We start from the raw sequence: 17706 nt of genomic DNA on the forward strand, positions 1-17706 counted from the left end.
CGACCGCTTAGTATGCCACCGACCGCTCGGTACGGAGGAGGCATTCCGGATGCAGGCATGGCGTGTGTACGAGAACGGCGAACCGAGCGCGGTGATGCGCCGCGAGGAGGTGGAACCGCCCGCGCCCGGAGACGGCCAGGTCCTCCTGAAGGTCCGCGCCGCGAACGTCAACTTCCCCGACGCGCTGCTCTGCCGCGGCCACTACCAGGTGCGGCCACCGCTGCCCTTCACCCCCGGCGTGGAGGTCTGCGCCGAGACCGAGGACGGCCGCCGGGTCATCACCACGGCCGCGCTCCCGCACGGCGGCTTCGCCGAGTACACCCTCGCCGACGCCGCCGGGCTCCTGCCCGCTCCCGAGGCGCTCGACGACGCCGAGGCCGCCGCGCTGCACATCGGCTACCAGACCGGCTGGTTCGGGCTGCACCGCCGCGCCGCCCTCCAGGAGGGCGAGACCCTGCTCGTCCACGCGGCGGCCGGCGGCGTCGGCAGCGCCGCCGTCCAGCTCGGGAAGGCGGCCGGGGCCACCGTCATCGGCGTCGTCGGCGGCCCGGAGAAGGCGGCCGTCGCCCGCGCCCTCGGCTGCGACGTGGTGATCGACCGGCGCTCCGAGGACGTCGTCGCCGCCGTCAAGGCCGCGACCGGCGGCCGCGGAGCCGACGTCGTCTACGACCCGGTCGGCGGCGAGGCCTACCAGCAGTCCGCCAAGTGCGTGGCCTTCGAGGGACGCATCATCGTCGTCGGCTTCGCGAGCGGCACCGTCCCCACCCCGGCCCTCAACCACGCCCTGGTGAAGAACTACTCCGTCCTCGGCCTCCACTGGGGCCTGTACGCGGCCAAGGACCCGGCCTCGATCGGCCGCTGCCACGAGGCCCTCACCGCCTACGCGGCCAAGGGTCTGATCAAGCCGCTCATCGGCGAACGCGTCCCGTTCGCGGGCGCGGCCGACGCCGTGCAGCGCGTCGCCGACGGCACCACCACCGGCCGCCTCGTCGTCCTCCCGGAAGGGGTCAGCGCATGACCGACGCCGACGAACTCCGGTCACTGGTGCGGCGGTTGCTCGATGAGCATCCGCCCGCCACCACCGACCGCACCGACTTCCTGAAGGCCCGCTTCGACGCCGGACTCGCCTGGGTGCACTACCCCGTCGGCCTCGGCGGGCTCGACGCGCCCCGCGCGCTCCAGGCCGTCGTCGACGCCGAACTCGCCGCCGCGGGCGCCCCGGACAACGACCCCCGGCGGATCGGCATCGGCCTCGGCATGGCCGCGCCCACCCTCCTCGCGCACGGCTCCGACGAGGTCAAGCGCCGCTTCCTCCGGCCGCTGTGGGTGGGCGAGGAGGTGTGGTGCCAGCTCTTCAGCGAACCCGGTGCGGGCTCCGACCTCGCCGCGCTCGGCACCCGCGCGGTCAAGGACGGCGACGACTGGGTGATCGACGGTCAGAAGGTGTGGACCTCCAGCGCCCACGTCGCCCGGTGGGCCATCCTCATCGCCCGCACCGACCCGGACGCGCCCAAGCACCGGGGCATCACCTACTTCGTGTGCGACATGACCGACCCCGGGGTCGAGGTCCGCCCGCTGCGCCAGATCACCGGCGAGGCCGAGTTCAACGAGGTCTTCCTCACCGGCGTGCGCATCCCCGACGCCCACCGCCTCGGTGCGACCGGCGACGGCTGGCGGGTCGCGCAGACGACCCTCATGAACGAGCGGGTCTCCATCGGCGGCGCCCGCATCCCGCGCGAGGGCGGCATGATCGGCAAGGTCGCCACGACCTGGCGCGACCGCCCCGAGCTGCGCACCCACGACCTGCACCGGCGGCTCCTCGACCTCTGGGTCGACGCCGAGGTGGCCCGCCTCACGGGCGAGCGGCTCCGCCAGCAGCTCGTCGCGGGCCAGCCGGGACCCGAGGGCAGTGCCATGAAGCTCGGTTTCGCCCGCCTCAACCAGGCCATCAGCGGCCTCGAAGTCGAACTCCTCGGTGAGGAGGGCCTGCTGTACGGGGACTGGACGATGCGCCGTCCCGAACTCGTCGACTTCACCGGCCGCGACGCCGGATACCGCTACCTGCGCTCCAAGGGCAACTCGATCGAGGGCGGCACGACCGAGGTCCTCCTCAACATCGTCGCCGAACGGGTCCTCGGCCTGCCGCCCGAGCCCCGCAACGACAAGGACGTCGCCTGGAAGGACCTCGCCCGATGACGCGATCGCCGAACCTCCTCTACTCCGACACCGAGGACGACCTGCGGGCGGCCGTCCGCGCCCTGCTCGCCGACCGGGCGGGCCACCGGGCCGTGCTCGACCGCGTCGAGTCGGACAGCCCGTACCTCCCGGGCGTCTGGACCTCCCTCGCGACCGACATCGGCGCCGCCGGGCTCCTCGTCCCCGAGAAGCTCGGCGGCCAGGGCGCGAGCCACCGCGAGGCGGCCGTCGTCCTGGAGGAGCTGGGCCGCGCGGTGACCCCGGTGCCGTACCTCACGAGTGCGGTCGTGGCCGTCGAGGCCCTGCTGGCTCTCGTCGAGGACGGAGCCGGGGAGGGCGGCCCGGCGGCCGAGCTCCTCGCCGGGGTCGCGAGCGGCCGTACGGTCGCGGTGCTCGCCGTACCGCTCTCGGCCGGGCCCGGAGCGGAGGCGCGGCCCGGCTCCACGGTGACCGGGGTCGCCGACGCCGTCGCCGCCGACGTGTTCCTCGTCCCGCGCGCCGACGGCCTGTACGCCGTGCCGGCCGGGGAGGCCGTGGTCGAGCCGAGGACCCCGCTCGACCTCACCCGGCCGCTGGCCGCGGTCACCACGCGGGAGGGGAACGGCACCCGGCTCGCCGGAGCCGACGCGGCCCGCGCGGCGGTGCGGCGGGGTCTGCTGGCCGGAGCCGGTCTGCTCGCCTCCGAGCAGCTCGGAATCGCCGAATGGTGTCTGGAGGAGACGGTCCGGCACACCCGCGAGCGCCACCAGTTCAACCGTCCCGTCGGTTCCTTCCAGAGCCTCAAGCACCGGATGGCCCAGCTCTGGCTGGACCTCGTCGGCGCCAGGGCCGCGGCCCGCGCCGCGGCCGACGCACTGGCCGTCGGCGGTCCGGACGCCCCGCTGGCGGTGGCCGTCGCCCAGGCCTACTGCTCCAAGGTCGCGGTCCGCGCGGCCGAGGAGTGCGTCCAGCTGCACGGCGGGCTCGGGATGACCTGGGAACACCCCGCGCACCTGGCGCTCAAGCGGGCCAAGTCCGACCAGATCGCGCTCGGTTCGGCGGGCGCCCACCAGGACGCGATCGCCGTGCTGATGGACCTGCCGGCACCCGCGTAACGGAGCCGAGGGCTCCGAGTAAGGGGCCCCCTGTGTCCGCACCCCTTTACCTACTGTTTAATTGCAATCTGTTCGCAATAACAGTCGATCTTCAAAAGGGGTGTGGACACGATGGCCGCCCGATCCGTTCGCCGAGCGACCGCCGCGATGGCGACAGGGGTGCTCGCCCTCGTCACAGCGGCCTGCTCGAACCCCGGCGCCCCCGCCGGCGGCTCCGGCGGACCCAAGGACTCCGCGGTCGTCGGCATCGCGTACGAACCCGAGACGCTCAGCCCGCTCCTCGGCTACGGCAAGGACGGCAACTCCAAGATCTTCGACGGGCTGCTCGCCTTCGACGCCGACATGAAGCTCGAACCGGCCCTCGCGAGCAAGCTGCCGCAGGTCAGCGCCGACGGGCTCACCTACACGTACACGCTCCGCCACGGCGTCACCTTCAGCGACGGCGTGCCCTTCACGGCGAAGGACGTCGTCTTCACCTACCGGACGATCCTCGACCCGAAGACGAACAACGCCTCCCGCACCGAACTCGACGCCCTCGCGAGCGTCCGGGCCGTCGGCGACGACACCGTCGTCTTCACCCTCAAGTACCCGTACGCCCCCTTCGCCGAGCGCACCGTCCAGGCCATCGCCCCCGAACACGTCGCCGCACGCCAGGACGTCAACACCGGCGCGTTCACCACACGGCCGATCGGCACCGGTCCCTACGTCCTCACCGGCTGGTCCAAGGGCGAGAAGCTCACCTTCAAGGCCAACCCCGCCTACTGGGACGGCGCACCCGCGGTGAAGCGGTTCACCATGGCGATCGTCAAGGACGACGACGTCCGCGCCACCCGGCTCCGCGCCGGCGACCTCGACGGCGCCGTCCTGCCGCCGAACCTCGCCGCCGGCTTCGCCCACGACCCGGCGAAGAAGACCTACAAGGCCACGACCTACGACTACCGCACGGTCACCCTTCCCACCCACCACCGGGTCACCGGCGACACCGCCGTCCGCCGCGCCCTCGACCTCGCCGTCGACCGGCAGACCATGGTCGACAAGATCCTCGAAGGCGCCGGAAAGCCCGCCTACGGCCCCGTCCCCACGGGCAACCCCTGGTTCGCCGAGGGCACCGAACGCCGCCACGACCTCGCCGGCGCGCAGAAGATCCTCGACGAGGCCGGCTGGAAGCCCGGACCCGACGGCGTCCGCGTCAAGGACGGCGCCCGCGCCGCGTTCCCGCTCTGGTACCTCTCCGGCGACAAGCTCCGGCAGGACCACGCCCTCGCCTACGCCTCCGACGCGAAGAAGGCCGGCATCGACGTCACCACCCAGGCCGGCACCTGGGAGGTCATCGAACCCCGGATGAAGACCGACGCCGTCCTCGCCGGCGGCGGCTCGCCCGGCGACCCCGACTTCGACCAGTACCCGCTCCTGAAGTCCTCCCTCGCCGGCGACGGCTTCAACAACATGGCCTGGTACGACAACGAGACCGTCGACCGGGCCCTGGAGGACGGCCGCCGGACGAACGACCCCGCCGAGCGCCGTGCCGCCTACGACACCGTCCAGCGCGAACTGGCGAAGAACCCCGGCTACACCTTCCTCACCCACATCGACCACCTCTACGTCGTGAACGACCGCTGGGACGGCCTGAACACCCAGGTCGAACCGCACGACCACGGCCTCGCCTCCGGCCCCTGGTGGAACGTCGAGAACTGGAAGCCGAAGAGTTGAGCCGCCGCCTCCCCTGGGGGGCCATGGCACGGATGACGGGGCGCCGGGCGCTGGCCGCCCTCCCCGTCCTCCTCGTCGTCACCTTCGCGGTGTTCGCCGTCGCCGCGGCCTCCCCCTTCGACCCCGTCAAGGCCTACGCCGGCACCGCCGGACTCACCGCCTCGCAGGAGAACCTCGACCAGCTCCGCGCCAACCTCGGCGCCGACCGGCCCCTGCTCGCCCGCTGGTGGGAATGGCTCACCGCCGCCCTCACCGGCGACCTCGGCGACTCCTCGGTCATGCGCCGGCCCGTCGCCGACGTCATCGGCGAACGGCTCGGCTGGTCCGTGCTCCTCGCCGCCACCGCCTTCCTGATCGCCATCGCACTCGGCACCCTCCTCGGCGTCCTCGCCGGCCGCCGCCGCGGCGGCCTCCTGGACCGGGCCGTCAGCTCCGCCGCCTACACCCTGGAAGCCGCCCCCGCCTTCTGGCTCGGCCTGCTCGCCATCTGGTTCTTCGCCCTGCGACTCGGCGCCCTGCCCGCCGGCGGGCTCACCGACACCGCCAGCGACACCGTCACCGCCGGCCAGGTCGCCCGCCACCTCGTGCTGCCCGCCCTCGTCCTCGGCCTCACCCAACTGCCGTGGTTCTTCCTGTACGTCCGCCAGGGCGTCGGCGACGCACTCGACGAGGACCCCGTGCGCGGCGCCCGCGCCCGCGGCCTGCGCGAACGCACGGTCCTCACCGGCCACGCCCTCCGCTCCGGCATGCTGCCCATGCTCACCCTCGTCGGCTCCCGCGTCCCCGAACTCATCACCGGCGCACTCCTGGTGGAGACCGTCTTCAGCTGGCCCGGCATCGCCGCCGCCACCGTCACCGCGGCCACCGCCGTCGACTTCCCGCTGCTCGCCGCGCTCACCGTCCTGGCCACCGCAGCCGTACTCCTCGGCAACCTCCTCTCCGACCTCCTGTACGGGCTCGCCGACCCGAGAGCGGGCTTCGATGGCTGACCCGCGCACCCACCGCCCACGCCTGTGGAGCTCCGCCGCGACCGTCGGCGTCCTCCTGCTCGCGGTCCTGCTCGTACCCCCGCTCGTCCAGCTCGACGAGCAGGCGGTCGACCTCTCCCGCAAGCTCCTCCCGCCGTCCTGGGAGCACCCCTTCGGCACCGACGACCTCGGCCGCGACCTCCTCCTGCGCTGCGTCTACGGCCTGCGGATCTCCCTGCTCGTCGGCCTCGTCGCCGCACTCGTCGCCACGGTCGTCGGCACCGCCGTCGGCGCCGCGGCCGGAGCGCTCGGCGGCTGGACCGACCGCACCCTCATGCGGCTCGTCGACGCCTTCTCCTCCGTGCCGCACCTGCTGCTCGGCATCTTCGTCGTCGCCCTCTTCCGGCCCGGGGTGTGGCCCGTCATCGCCTCCGTCGCCGTCACCCACTGGCTCTCCACCGCCCGGATCGTCCGCTCCGAGGTCCTCTCGCTGCGCACCCGGCCCTTCGTGGACGCCGCCGTCTCCGGCGGCGCCACCCGGTGGCGCGTCGCCGTCCGCCACCTGCTGCCCGCCGTCCTGCCGCAGGCCGGCCTCGCCGCCGTCCTCATGGTCCCGCACGCCATGTGGCACGAGTCCGCGCTCTCCTTCCTCGGCCTCGGCCTCCCCAGCCACCAGGCCAGCCTCGGCAACCTCGTCCAGAACGCCCGGTCCTCCCTCCTCACCGGCCACTGGTGGCCGACGCTCTTCCCCGGCCTCCTCCTCATCCTCCCGACCCTCGCCATCGCCGGCCTCGCGGGCGTGTGGCGGGACCGGCTCAACCCCCGCCGCCGATCGGAGCTGACCCTGTGAACGCCGCGAACGGCAAGGTCCTGCGTGCCCTGGAGGCCGTCACCGCCGAACGAGCCGAGGACGCCCTGCTCAGCGTCCGCGGACTCACCGTCCGCTTCCGGCTCCGCGGCGGGCGCGGCGTCGCCGCCGTGACCGACGCGGACTTCGACCTCGCCGCGGGGGAGTGCCTCGCCCTCGTCGGCGAGAGCGGCTGCGGCAAGTCCGTCCTGGCCTCGGCGCTCCTCGGACTGCTGCCGGGGAACGCGGAGACGAGCGGTACGGCGCTGCTGGCGGGCGCGAGCACGGACGCGGCGACCCGGGGAGCCGGGGCGGGGCCCGACGCGACCGACCTCCTCGCCGCCGACGAGAAGACCCTCGCCCGCACCGTACGAGGACGGCGCGTCGGCCTCGTGCCGCAGAGCCCGGCGGCCCACCTCACCCCCGTCAGAACCGTGCGGGCCCAGCTGGAGGAGACCGTGCGGGCCCTCACCGCGGTGCCGCGCCGCGCACGGCGCGAGGCCGCCGAGGCCGCCGCCGGGCGCGCCGCGTTCCCGGCCGGCCACCTGGACCGGTACCCGCACGAGCTGTCCGGCGGGCTCGCGCAGCGCGCGGCCACCGCGCTCGCCCTGATCGGAGACGCCCGGCTCCTGCTGGCCGACGAACCGACCACCGGCCTCGACCGGGACCTCGTCGACCGCACCGTGGGCGAACTGCGCCGCCACGTCGACGAGGGCCGGGGCCTGCTCCTCATCACCCACGACCTCGCCGCCGCCGAACGCGTCGCCGACCGCGTCGCCGTCATGTACGCGGGCCGCATCGTCGAACTGGCCCCCGCCCACCGCTTCTTCGGCCCGATCGGCCCCCGGCACCCGTACGCGCGCGGCCTCCTCGACGCCCTCCCCGAGCGGAGGTTCACCCCGATCCCCGGCATGCCGCCGGAACTCTCCGACCTGCCCGAAGGCTGCGCGTTCGCCCCGCGCTGCCCCCGTGCCACCGCCCTCTGCGCCACCCGCCCCGAGCCCCGGGCCGGAGTGGCCTGCCACCACCCGGAGGACGCCCGTGCTTGAACTCGACACCGTCACCGCCGGTTACGACCGCCGCGCTCCCGTCTTCCGCGGCGCCTCGCTCACCGTCTCCCCGGGCGAGTCCGTGGGACTCCTCGGCCCCAGCGGCTGCGGCAAGTCCACCCTCGCCCGCGTCGCCGCGCTGCTGCACCGCCCCGACTCGGGCCGGCTCGTCCTCGACGGCACCGAGGTCCGCGCCTGGCGCCACCGCGCCCCGCGCGAGCAGCGCACCGCCGTCGGCGTCGTCTTCCAGCAGCCCCGCACCGCGGCCGACCCCCGCCTCACCCTCGCCGACCTGATCGCCGAACCCCTCCGCGCCACCGGGCGTCGCGCCGAGGCCGCCGGGCGCCTCGCCGCACTCGCCCCGGCCGTCGGCCTCACCCCCGACCTGCTCGCCCGCCGCCCCCACGAGGTGAGCGACGGCCAGCTCCAACGCGCCTGCCTCGCACGGGCGTTGGTCCTACGACCCCGCTGGCTGATCTGCGACGAGATGACCGCCATGCTCGACGCCTCCACCACGGCCGCCCTCGTCGCCGCCGTCGAGACCTACCGCGCCGAGACCGGCGCCGGTCTCCTCGCCGTGGGCCACGACCGCGTCCTGCTGCGCCGCTGGTGCGACCGCACCGTCGACTGGAAGGAGTGCCTGCCCGTCGGGCGCACCCCGTGACGACGCCGCGGACATCGGGCCCCGCGCGGCCCGGGCCCGCCCGAATCTCACCCGTATGGCCGCCCCGCCATACGCCCGGACGGACCGCCCATTCCGCCACACTGTCCGCCGAACGCCGCAATTCCGGTGCGGCGACGGAGGGACGTGAACGCGATGGCCGTTTCCATTTCTGTCGTGGTGCTGCTGCTGGTGCTGGCCGTGATCTTCCTGCGCAGCGGCGGGCTCAAGTTCACCCACGCGCTCGTCTGCGCCCTGCTCGGCTTCTTCATGGCCGGCACCAGCATGGCGCCCACCATCCACAACGGCGTCGCCGCCACCGCCAACGTGGTCTCCAGCCTCAGGCCGTGACCCCCGCGACGGGGTTCGGATACCCGAACCCCCGAATCGGGGGCGGGCACGATCGACCCGCCCCACCGTGCCCGCCGACGATGAGGGCATGGCTGATACGACGACCGAAACGAGGACGGCGACCGCCGCCCGCGCCGATGACCTGCACCGCGCGTACGGACGCGGCGCCGCCACCGTACACGCGCTCCGCGGCGTGTCGGTGGCCTTCGCACCCGGCACCTTCACCGCGGTGATGGGCCCCTCGGGATCCGGGAAGACCACCCTGCTGCACTGCCTCGCCGGCATGGACCGCCCCACCCGCGGCACCGTCCGGTGGGACGACACCGAGGTGTCCCGGCTGCCGGAACGGAAGCTGGCCGAACTACGGCGCACCCGCGTCGGGTTCGTCTTCCAGGCCTTCAACCTGATGCCGGCGATGACCGTCGCCCAGAACGTCGAGCTGCCCGGTCGACTCGCCGGCGCCCGACCGGACCGCGGCCGCGTCCTCGACGCGCTCGCCCGGGTCGGCCTGGCCGGACGCGAGCGACACCGCCCCGGACAACTCTCCGGCGGCCAGCAGCAACGCGTGGCCATCGCCCGCGCGCTCGTCTCCCGACCGAGCGTCCTCTTCGCCGACGAACCGACCGGCGCGCTCGACCGGGCCACCGGCCACGAGATCCTCGCCCTCCTCCGCGGCGGAGTCGACCGGGAAGGCCAGACCTGCGTGATGGTCACCCACGACCCCGTCGCGGCCGGGTACGCGGACCGGGTCCTGCTCCTCGCCGACGGCCTGCTCGTGGACGAACTCACCCGCCCCACCGCCGCCCAGGTCGCGGAACGCCTCAGCCGACCGGGCGGGTGAGCGCGATGTTCCCCCTCGCCCTCGGACAGCTGCGCCGCCGCCCGGCCGCCTTCGCCGGACTCGCCGTCGCCCTCTTCCTCCTCGCCGCCACCACGACCCTGTTCGGCTCGCTCGTCGCCATCGACGTCACCGCGCCCGACGCCGTCCGCGACACGGAGGTCGCGGGACCCGGACTGATGGTGATCGCCGGAGCCTTCGGCGAGATCGCCGTCCTGGTCGCGTTCTTCGTCGTCGTCAACGCGACCGGCTTCGCACTCCGACGCCAGCTCCGCGAACTGGCCCTCCTGCGCACCATCGCGGCGACACCCCGCCAGGTACGGCGCCTGGTCCGCGCCCAGCTCCTCGCCACCACGCTCGCCGTCGCCGCACCCGGAGGACTCGCCGGAACCGCCGCCGCCCACCACTTCCTCGCCGCGCTGCGCGAACGAGGCATGGCGGCGCCGGACCTGCGCGTGCCGACGACACCGCTGCCCGCCCTGGCCGCCACCGCGATCACCCTCGCCGTCGGCCTCGCGGCGTCGGCCGTCGCCGTCCGGCGGATCTCCCGGATCGCGCCCGCCGCCGCCCTCACCGCGGCCTCCACCGAGCACGGACGGACCGGCCTGCCGCGCCTCCTCGCCGGCGTCTGCGCCCTGGCGGGCGGCGTACTGCTGCTGCGGCTGGCCGCGACACGACCGGCCGACGAGCTCGACAAGGCCGGACAGGCCGCGCTGCTCGGCTCGCTGGTGCTGCTGGTCGCGGTCGCCCTGACGGGACCGCTCGCGGCACGCGCCCTGGTGGCCGCCCTGGGCACGCCGATGCGGCTGCTGATGCCCGGCACGGGATGGCTGGCCGAGGCCAACCTCCGTGGATACGCCCGCCGACTGACCTCCGCCGTGGTGCCGGTAGCGCTCCTCGTGGGCCTGTCGGCGACCATGTCGATCATGACGAGCACCGCCGAACACGCGGCCCGCGCGACCAGCGCCACCTCCGCGACCGACGTCTGGCTGCGCCAGGCCGAACTCGCCCTGCTGACCTGCTTCGCCGCCGTCTCCACGATCAACACCGTCGTCGCCGTCACGGCGGAGCGGCGGCGCGAGTTCGCCCTGCTGCGTCTCGTCGGGGCGACCCGACGGCAGCTCCTCCGCATGCTGACCGCCGAGGCCGTGCTGACCACCGCGGTCGGCGTCCTCCTCGGCGCCGCGGTCGCCGCCGCGGCCACGGCCGCGTTCAGCGCGGCGGCGACCGGGTCGGCCGTCCCGGCCGTCCCCGCCGAGGCCTGCGGCTGGATCGCCGCGGGCGCGGCGGCACTGACCGTCCCGGGCATCCTCGCCACCGGCCTCCGCACGATCCAGGGCCCGCCGACGGAACAGGCGGGCTCCGCCCGTGACTGACTCCGACGCCGCCCGTCGGCCGACAGCAGGCCCCCCGACCGGCCCCTGCGGGCCCGCGGCGGTGCCCGTGCGCGACGGGGCGCCCGGTGACGGGACGGACGCCGGGCCGTCCGGCGGCGGGAGCGCGACGGGCGGGGTGCCCACGCCGGCCGGCGGCGGCCTCGCGGGCGGCGGGCGGCGGTACTCCTCCGTGCGCGGAGGCGAGTGGGCGTTCGCCGTCCTGGGGCTGCCGCTCGCGGTGGGCGGCGGCGCGTACGCGCTGGCCGTCCTGTACGCGGGGACGCTGCTCTCCCTCACCGTGCTGGGGCTGCCGTTCGTCGTCGGCGCCCTGCTCGGTGCGCGCGGCCTCGGAACCCTGCACCGAGGCCTCGTCGGCCGGCTGCTCGGCGAGCACGTCGAGGCACCGGCCGCGCTGCCCCGCTCCGAGGGCTTCCTCGCCCGTGGCCGGACGGTCCTGACCGACGCGGTCGCCTGGCGGACGCTGGTGTACCTGCTGCTCCGACTGCCGCTCGGTGTGCTGGGGTTCGTCGCCGCGGTGGGCCTGCCCCTCGGATGCGGCTGGCTGATCGGCTTCCCGTTCTGGGGCCGACTGATGGAGCCGGACTCCCCGCCGGCCGCCTGGCTGGACGCCGTCTCCGTCCTGCTGGGCCTCGCCCTGGCGTGCGGCGTGCCCGGCGTGCTGCGCGTGCTGAGCGGCGCGAACCGGCGCCTCGCGGGGCTCCTCCTCGGGCCCGCCCAGGCCCAGCGCCGCGTCCGCGAACTGGAGACGGCCCGCGTCGCCCTGCTCGCGGACAGCGGCGACCGGCTCCGCCGTCTGGAGCGTGACCTGCACGACGGCACCCAGGCCCGACTGGTCGCCCTGGCCATCACCCTCTCGCTCACCGAGGACGCGCTGGAACCCGCCACCGGCCCCGACCTCGGCCGCCTCCGGACCCTGCTCGACCGCGCCCGGCGCCAGACCGACGAGACCGTCGCCGAACTGCGCCTGCTCACCCGCGGCATCCACCCCGTGGCCCTGGACGGCGGCCTCGGGGAGGCGCTGCCGGGTCTGACCGCCACCTCGCCCGTGCCCGTCACGGTCCGCCTCGACCTCACCGAGCGCCCGCACGAGGCGATCGAACGGGCCGTCTACTTCTGCGCCGCCGAGCTGCTCACCAACGTCGCCCGGCACAGCGGAGCCCGTACGGCCGTGCTCGCGGCATCCGTGCGCGACGGCCGGGTCCGCCTGACGGTCCGCGACGACGGCCGGGGCGGCGCGGCTCCGGGGTCCGGCACCGGCCTCGCCGGCCTGGCCGAGCGGCTCACGGCGGTGGACGGCACCCTGCGGGTGGACAGCCCGCCCGGCGGACCGACGGAGATCACCGCCGACCTGCCCGCACGGCTGTGACCGCCGGCGGACGCCGGTCACCGGCCGGCCCTGGGGGCCGGGCGAGCGCGGCCGTCACCGGCCCGGTCTCGGACGGGCGGGTGAGCGCGGCCGTCACCCGCCGGTCTCGGACAGGTAGGCGAGCACGGCCTTCACTCGCCGGTTGTCCGCTTCCGTGGCCGGCAGGTCGAACTTGGTGAAGACGGCGGCGACGTGCTTCTCCACCGCGCGCTCCGACACCACCAGGCGGGCGGCGACCGAGCGGTTGGAATGGCCCTGGGCCATGAGCTCGAGCACCTCCCGCTCGCGCGGCGTCAGGGTGTCGACCCGGCTGCCGCCGCGGCCGTGGACCAGCCGGTCGACGACCTCCGGGTCCAGTGCCGTTCCTCCGTCCGCCACGCGGTGCAGCGCGTCCATGAACTCGGAGGTGCGGGCGACGCGTTCCTTCAGCAGGTATCCGACGCCGGTGGCACCGGCCGCCAGGAGCCGGGACGCCCAGGCGGTCTCGATGTGCTGGGAGAAGACGAGGACGCCGACGCCGGGCGTGGTCGCCCGGATCCGCACGGCCGCGCGGATGCCCTCGTCGGTGTGGGTGGGCGGCATCCGGATGTCCACGACGGCGACGTCGGGCCGGTGCCGTTCCACCTCCGTGAGCAGGCCCTCCGCGGTACCCGCGGTGGCCATCACCCGGCATCCGCGGGCGGTGAGCAACTCGACCATCCCGTCCCGCAGGACGACGGAGTCCTCGGCCAGCACCACGCGCAGATGTCTCTCGGTCATCACGCCATTATCGGCCCCCCGCGTCCCGGCACGGGTCGCCCGCCACTCGTGAACGGCGCGTGAAACCAGCGGTGGTCGCATGTACTTCTCATCCGCTCCGGCCTAACGTCGGGCGGCGGCGCGACGCACCAACGGATTCCTAGGAGATGTCTTGACCACCCGACCGCCCCGCAGGCGAACACGCGCGCTCGCGCTGGTCACCGCGCTCGCGGCGACCCTCCTGGCGGGCGCCGCGCCCGTCGCCCAGGCGGAGGAGATACCCCTCGCACTGGGGCACCGGCTCGTCGACCACTACGAGGGCGCCCCCGCGACCGCGCGGCCCGTGCCCGGCAGGGCGCCGGCCCAGCATCCGTACCTCGCCCCCAACGGCCGCAGCGGCATGCACGCCGACGGCGCCGGCAGCGGCACCCACCCCTTCTCCGGGCCGCTCGGACGCGACCCCGAGGTCCTCAGCGCGAAGATCGCCCCCGTCGGCGGCGAGTGCGCCACCGTCACCTTCGACGCCGCCGGCCGTCTGATCACCGTCTGCGGCACCTTCAGCGGCTTCCTCCTGAAGCTGCTCGACCCGCGCACCCTGGACACGCTCGCCGAGTACAGGCTGCCGCAGCGGTCCTCCACCGTGGAGGCGGTCACCCGCCTCGACTTCGAGAAGATCTTCAAGGACACCTCGGGCGGCGCCTACTTCTACCTGGACGACCGGGACCGCGTCGTCCTCGCCGACTCCCGCCAGCACGTCCTGCGGATCGCCCACCGCCAGAAGGCCGACGGGACCTGGGAGTTCGTCGTCGAGGACGACTGGGACCTCACGTCCCTGGTCCCGCACGACTGCATCAGCTGGACCGACCTGTTCCCCAGCGGCGTCTGCGACCCCGTCACCTCCGTCATGCCCGACTGGGACGGCCGGATCTGGTGGGTCACCCGGCTCGGCCGCGTCGGCACCGTCGACCCCGCGACGGGCGCCCTGCGCGCGATCCGGCTCGACGGGGAGGAGATCCAGAACTCGTTCTCCGTCGCCGAGGACGGTGTCTCCATCGTCACCGACCACGCCCTGTACGCCTTCGGCGCCGACGCCGACGGCACGCCGCGCGTCCGGTGGCGCGAGACGTACGACCGGGGGACCGGTACCAAGCCCGGTTCCGTGAACCAGGGTTCGGGCACCACCCCCGACCTCTTCGGCGAACGGGACCGGTACGTCGCCATCACCGACAACGCCGACGACCGCATGAACGTCCTCGTCTACCGGCGGGGTGCCGGGGTACCCGCCGCGGAGCGGCTCGTCTGCAAGGTGCCGGTGTTCCGCTCCGGGGCGTCGACCACCGACAACTCCCTGATCAGCTGGGGCGACAGCCTGGTCGTCGAGAACAACTACGGCTACGAGAACCCGAGTACGCTCGCCCTCGGCCGCAGTGTCGTCGGCGGCGCGACCCGGATCGACGTCCGCGCCGACGGCAGCGGCTGCGACACCGTGTGGGAGAGCGACGTCCGCTCGCCGTCCACCGTCCCGAAGCTCTCCACCGCGAACGGGCTGCTGTACTTCTACGAGAAGGAGCCCAACGCGTTCGGCATCGACGCCTGGTACCTCACCGCCGTCGACTTCCGCACCGGGCGGCGGGTCTTCAAGCGCTTCACCGGCACCGGCCTCGCGTACGACAACAACTGGGCGCCGATCACCATCGGTCCCGACGGCACCGCCTACGTCGGGGTGTTCAACGGCCTCGTCGCGGTCCGCGACGGCTCCTGACCCGCACGGAACCGCCCCGGGGCCACAGGGCCGGGGCGGTGTCCCGCACCGGTCATTCCATCTCGGGCATCTCGCCGACCGTGGTCCGCAGGTCGATGACCGCGAACGCGGCGCCCTGCGGGTCCAGGATGGCCGCGAACCGGCCGTAGGGGCTGTCCATCGGCCCGAAGACCTTGCGCCCGCCGACCGCCTCGGCCCTCTCGACGGCCTTGTCGCAGTTGTCGACGGCGAAGTAGATCTGGATGTACGAGGGGATCTCCGGCGGGAAGTCCTCCGAGGTCATCTTCATCCGGCCGAGCACGGGCTCTTTGCCACCGAGGTCGAAGACCCGGTAGTCCACGTGCTCGTCCTTCATCTTCTTGGAGGAGTAGCCGAAGACGGAGGTGAGGAAGGCGTCGGACTTGTCCGGCTCCCGGGTGAAGACCTCGGCCCAGGCGTACGATCCGGTCTGGCCCTCCAGCTCGAAGCCCTCGTGCACCCCGGGCTGCCAGACGCCGAACGTGACGCCGGTCGGATCCTGCGCGATGCACATCGACCCGAAGTCGCCGACCTGCATCGGCTCCATCAGGACCGTGCCGCCCGCCGCCCGGATCTTCGCCGCCGTGGCGGCGACGTCCGGCGAGGAGAAGTACAGACACCAGGCCGACTGCGGCTCGCCGTCCTGTCCCGGCATGGGCGGGACGACGGCCGCGACCGCCTTGTCGCCCTTGTACGCCTGCGTGTAGTTGCCGTATTCCGTGGAGGACTCGCCGAAGGTCCAGCCGAGCACCTCGCCGTAGAACGTCTTGGCGCCCTCGACGTCGGTGAACATCGCGTCGGTCCAGACCGGCGTGCCTTCAGGTCGTGCGGCCATGACGGTGACTCTCTCTTCCGGTCGAGGACGTGTTTCCTTCGAGCCACGCTAGCCAGGGTGGCGGGGCCCCGCTCGGTGACGGAGAGTGACCGGAGATCGCCGTCGCGGGGCGGGGACGTCATTCCGGCAGGCGCCCCATCGCGTACCGGTGGAACGGGCCGTCGGGCAGTGGGAGTTCGGGTCGCCACATCCGAAGGACCTGCGCGGAGGGCAGGAACAGCGCCTCCGGCAGGCGGTCCGGCTCCGTCCACTCCCATCGCTCGATCTTCTCCGGTTCGGCCGCGGCGGGCACCCCGTCGAAGACCCGCACCACCGTGGCCACGGTCATCCGGGTCAGCCGCGCCGACGTGACCGCGTCCAGGACGAGCCCGAGCACCTCGACGTCCGCGGCATCGGCGACGAGCGTGGTCTCCTCGGCCAGCTCGCGGACGACCGCCGCCTCGATCGACTCGCCCGGCTCGACCTTGCCGCCCGGCAGTTCCCACACCCCTGAGCGGTCCAGGCCCAGCAGGACCCGGCCGGTGTCGTCGACGACCACGACCCCCGCGCCGAGGGAGGCCTGGGCGGGCGGCGGCTCGACGTTGCGGCGGGCGGTGGCGGCGTGATCTGCGGTCGTCATGGGCCCCTGTCTACCAGGAGGCACTGACACGTAACAAAAGTGAGAAACCTCTTGATTCGGGCGCGAAAAGGAGGAAACTCTTTCTTACACCGGACAACCGGAGAGAGCCGCACCCGCCTCCGAAGACGTTCGAAGGCCCGCGTGACCCTTTCAGCAGGCTCTGGCCAGGCCCCCGGCGGGGCCGGTCGGCCACGGGAACCGTCGGCGACGGCCTACGACCCGCGCGAACCGACCCGGACCGCCGGGGACTGTCATGCCCCGGGCCCCGCTCCGGCACCCGAGGACGCAGCCGGTACCACCGCCACCGGACAGTGGGCATGGTGCAGGACCGCGTGCGCCACGGAACCGATGAGCAACGAGCCCAGATGGTGCCGGTGGTGCCGTCCCACCACCAGCAGGCCCGCGTCCCGCGAACCCTCCACGAGCCGCCCCGCCGCGTCGCCCGGCGCCACCACGGGGACGAGCCCCACCCCCGGCCACCGCGCGGCGAACGGCCGCAACCGCTCCTCCTGCTCCCGCTCCGCCTCCCGTACGAGCTCCGCGCCGTCGTCCGTCAGGGGAAGCGGCGGCGGCACCTGGAGCGCCGGGGACGGCGCCGCGAGCAGGGCGCCCGACTGCGGGGGCAGCCGGAACGCCGTCACGGCCTCCAGCGGCACGCCCCGGCGGTGCGCCGCCTCGAAGGCGAAGTCCACCACCTCGTCCGGAGTCTCCTCCGGGTGCAGGCCGAGCAGCACCCGGCCCGCCTCCGCCCCGCCCCCCAGAGCGGCCGCGCGTGCCTCGTGCGGCACGACGACGAGCGGACAGGGCGCGGTCATCGCGAGGGTGCGGCTGGTCGAACCGAGCAGCAGGCTCGCGAAGCCGCCGTGTCCCCGGGAGCCGGTGACCAGGAGCCGGCCGCCGCGTGCCGCCGCCGGCAGCGCGTCGGTCACGGACCCGTCGAGCGAGGCGTACCGCACCGGAACGGAGTGCCCGCCCTCCTCGACGACGGTCCGCACGGCCTTCAGGACCGTGTCGGGAAGCTCCGGGTCCGTGCCCAGGGAGGCGATCCGGGCGGCGCCCAGCTGGAGCGCGTCGGACCGCACGTGGGCGACGACCAGGGGAGTCCCCAGGCTCTCCGCCGCGCCCAGGGCCCACTCGAGGGCGCGGAGACTGTGCTCGGATCCGTCCACGCCGACGACGACCGGCGGCTCGGACGCGGTGTTCGTGCTGCTCGTGTCACTCATGAGGGAATGCCTCCCTCACCCGCACACGCGCCAC

General features: G+C 74.3%; 17 protein-coding genes. 13 read left to right on the forward strand and 4 right to left on the reverse strand.

The features are described from left to right. The first annotated feature begins 49 nt into the window (after positions 1 to 49). The 12 genes from OO54_RS00485 (at position 50) to OO54_RS00540 (ending at position 12477) form a co-directional block, all read left to right on the forward strand. A complete protein-coding gene (locus OO54_RS00485) occupies positions 50 to 1018 on the forward strand; it encodes an NADPH:quinone oxidoreductase family protein (protein ID WP_033200861.1) in 969 nt (322 codons plus the stop codon). After that, a complete protein-coding gene (locus OO54_RS00490) occupies positions 1015 to 2196 on the forward strand; it encodes an acyl-CoA dehydrogenase family protein (RefSeq protein ID WP_033200862.1) in 1182 nt (393 codons plus the stop codon). Before OO54_RS00485 ends, OO54_RS00490 begins: the two co-directional genes overlap by 4 nt. Then, positions 2193 to 3290: an acyl-CoA dehydrogenase family protein gene (locus OO54_RS00495; RefSeq protein ID WP_033200863.1), complete on the forward strand. Its 1098-nt coding sequence runs from the start codon at positions 2193 to 2195 to the stop codon at positions 3288 to 3290. The genes OO54_RS00490 and OO54_RS00495 overlap by 4 nt, the downstream gene beginning before the upstream one ends. Before the next feature lie 111 nt (positions 3291 to 3401). Continuing rightward, complete coding sequence (locus OO54_RS00500; protein WP_033200995.1) at positions 3402 to 5000, forward strand: ABC transporter substrate-binding protein; 1599 nt, start codon at positions 3402 to 3404, stop codon at positions 4998 to 5000. Then, positions 4997 to 5989, forward strand: a complete 993-nt coding sequence (locus OO54_RS00505) for an ABC transporter permease (protein WP_033200864.1) — start codon at positions 4997 to 4999, stop codon at positions 5987 to 5989. The genes OO54_RS00500 and OO54_RS00505 overlap by 4 nt, the downstream gene beginning before the upstream one ends. Further along, a complete protein-coding gene (locus OO54_RS00510) occupies positions 5982 to 6818 on the forward strand; it encodes an ABC transporter permease (protein ID WP_033200865.1) in 837 nt (278 codons plus the stop codon). The genes OO54_RS00505 and OO54_RS00510 overlap by 8 nt, the downstream gene beginning before the upstream one ends. Next, on the forward strand, positions 6815 to 7864 hold the full coding sequence (locus tag OO54_RS00515; protein ID WP_033200866.1) for an ABC transporter ATP-binding protein: 1050 nt from the start codon (positions 6815 to 6817) through the stop codon (positions 7862 to 7864). Before OO54_RS00510 ends, OO54_RS00515 begins: the two co-directional genes overlap by 4 nt. After that, a complete protein-coding gene (locus OO54_RS00520; protein ID WP_033200867.1) occupies positions 7857 to 8528 on the forward strand; it encodes an ABC transporter ATP-binding protein in 672 nt (223 codons plus the stop codon). Before OO54_RS00515 ends, OO54_RS00520 begins: the two co-directional genes overlap by 8 nt. A gap of 153 nt (positions 8529 to 8681) precedes the next feature. Then, positions 8682 to 8876 carry a hypothetical protein gene (locus tag OO54_RS00525; RefSeq protein ID WP_033200996.1) on the forward strand — a complete coding sequence of 65 codons (195 nt, stop codon included), beginning with the start codon at positions 8682 to 8684 and terminating at the stop codon, positions 8874 to 8876. Positions 8877 to 8964: 88 nt separating this feature from the next. Further along, positions 8965 to 9717, forward strand: coding sequence for an ABC transporter ATP-binding protein (locus tag OO54_RS00530; protein ID WP_033200868.1), 753 nt, complete (start codon positions 8965 to 8967; stop codon positions 9715 to 9717). A 5-nt stretch (positions 9718 to 9722) separates the two neighbouring features. Further along, positions 9723 to 11090, forward strand: coding sequence for an FtsX-like permease family protein (locus tag OO54_RS00535; RefSeq protein WP_033200869.1), 1368 nt, complete (start codon positions 9723 to 9725; stop codon positions 11088 to 11090). Next, the gene (locus OO54_RS00540) at positions 11083 to 12477 is read left to right on the forward strand and encodes a sensor histidine kinase (protein ID WP_234439198.1); all 1395 of its coding nucleotides are present in this window, start codon (positions 11083 to 11085) and stop codon (positions 12475 to 12477) included. The genes OO54_RS00535 and OO54_RS00540 overlap by 8 nt, the downstream gene beginning before the upstream one ends. Before the next feature lie 93 nt (positions 12478 to 12570). On the opposite strand, the gene OO54_RS00545 is transcribed toward OO54_RS00540, so the two are convergent. Beyond that, complete coding sequence (locus OO54_RS00545; protein WP_033200870.1) at positions 12571 to 13236, reverse strand: response regulator transcription factor; 666 nt, start codon at positions 13234 to 13236, stop codon at positions 12571 to 12573. Positions 13237 to 13387: 151 nt separating this feature from the next. On the opposite strand from OO54_RS00545, the gene OO54_RS00550 reads away from it, so the two are divergent. After that, a complete protein-coding gene (locus OO54_RS00550) occupies positions 13388 to 14977 on the forward strand; it encodes a hypothetical protein (RefSeq protein WP_033200871.1) in 1590 nt (529 codons plus the stop codon). Positions 14978 to 15029: 52 nt separating this feature from the next. Here the strand turns inward: OO54_RS00550 and OO54_RS00555 are convergent, their stop codons facing one another. The 3 genes from OO54_RS00555 to OO54_RS00565 all read right to left on the reverse strand — a co-directional run bounded on the left by OO54_RS00555 (position 15030) and on the right by OO54_RS00565 (position 17672). Beyond that, entirely contained in the window at positions 15030 to 15830 is an 801-nt protein-coding gene (locus OO54_RS00555; protein WP_033200872.1) for a VOC family protein, read from the reverse strand. Positions 15831 to 15948: 118 nt separating this feature from the next. Then, on the reverse strand, positions 15949 to 16449 hold the full coding sequence (locus tag OO54_RS00560) for a nucleotide triphosphate diphosphatase NUDT15 (RefSeq protein ID WP_033200873.1): 501 nt from the start codon (positions 16447 to 16449) through the stop codon (positions 15949 to 15951). Between the two features lie 251 nt (positions 16450 to 16700). Beyond that, positions 16701 to 17672 carry a universal stress protein gene (locus OO54_RS00565; protein ID WP_051786617.1) on the reverse strand — a complete coding sequence of 324 codons (972 nt, stop codon included), beginning with the start codon at positions 17670 to 17672 and terminating at the stop codon, positions 16701 to 16703. Positions 17673 to 17706: the final 34 nt, after the last annotated feature.

The sequence above is a fragment of the Streptomyces wedmorensis genome, from assembly GCF_000716445.1.
In the GTDB taxonomy this organism is placed as follows: domain Bacteria; phylum Actinomycetota; class Actinomycetes; order Streptomycetales; family Streptomycetaceae; genus Streptomyces; species Streptomyces wedmorensis.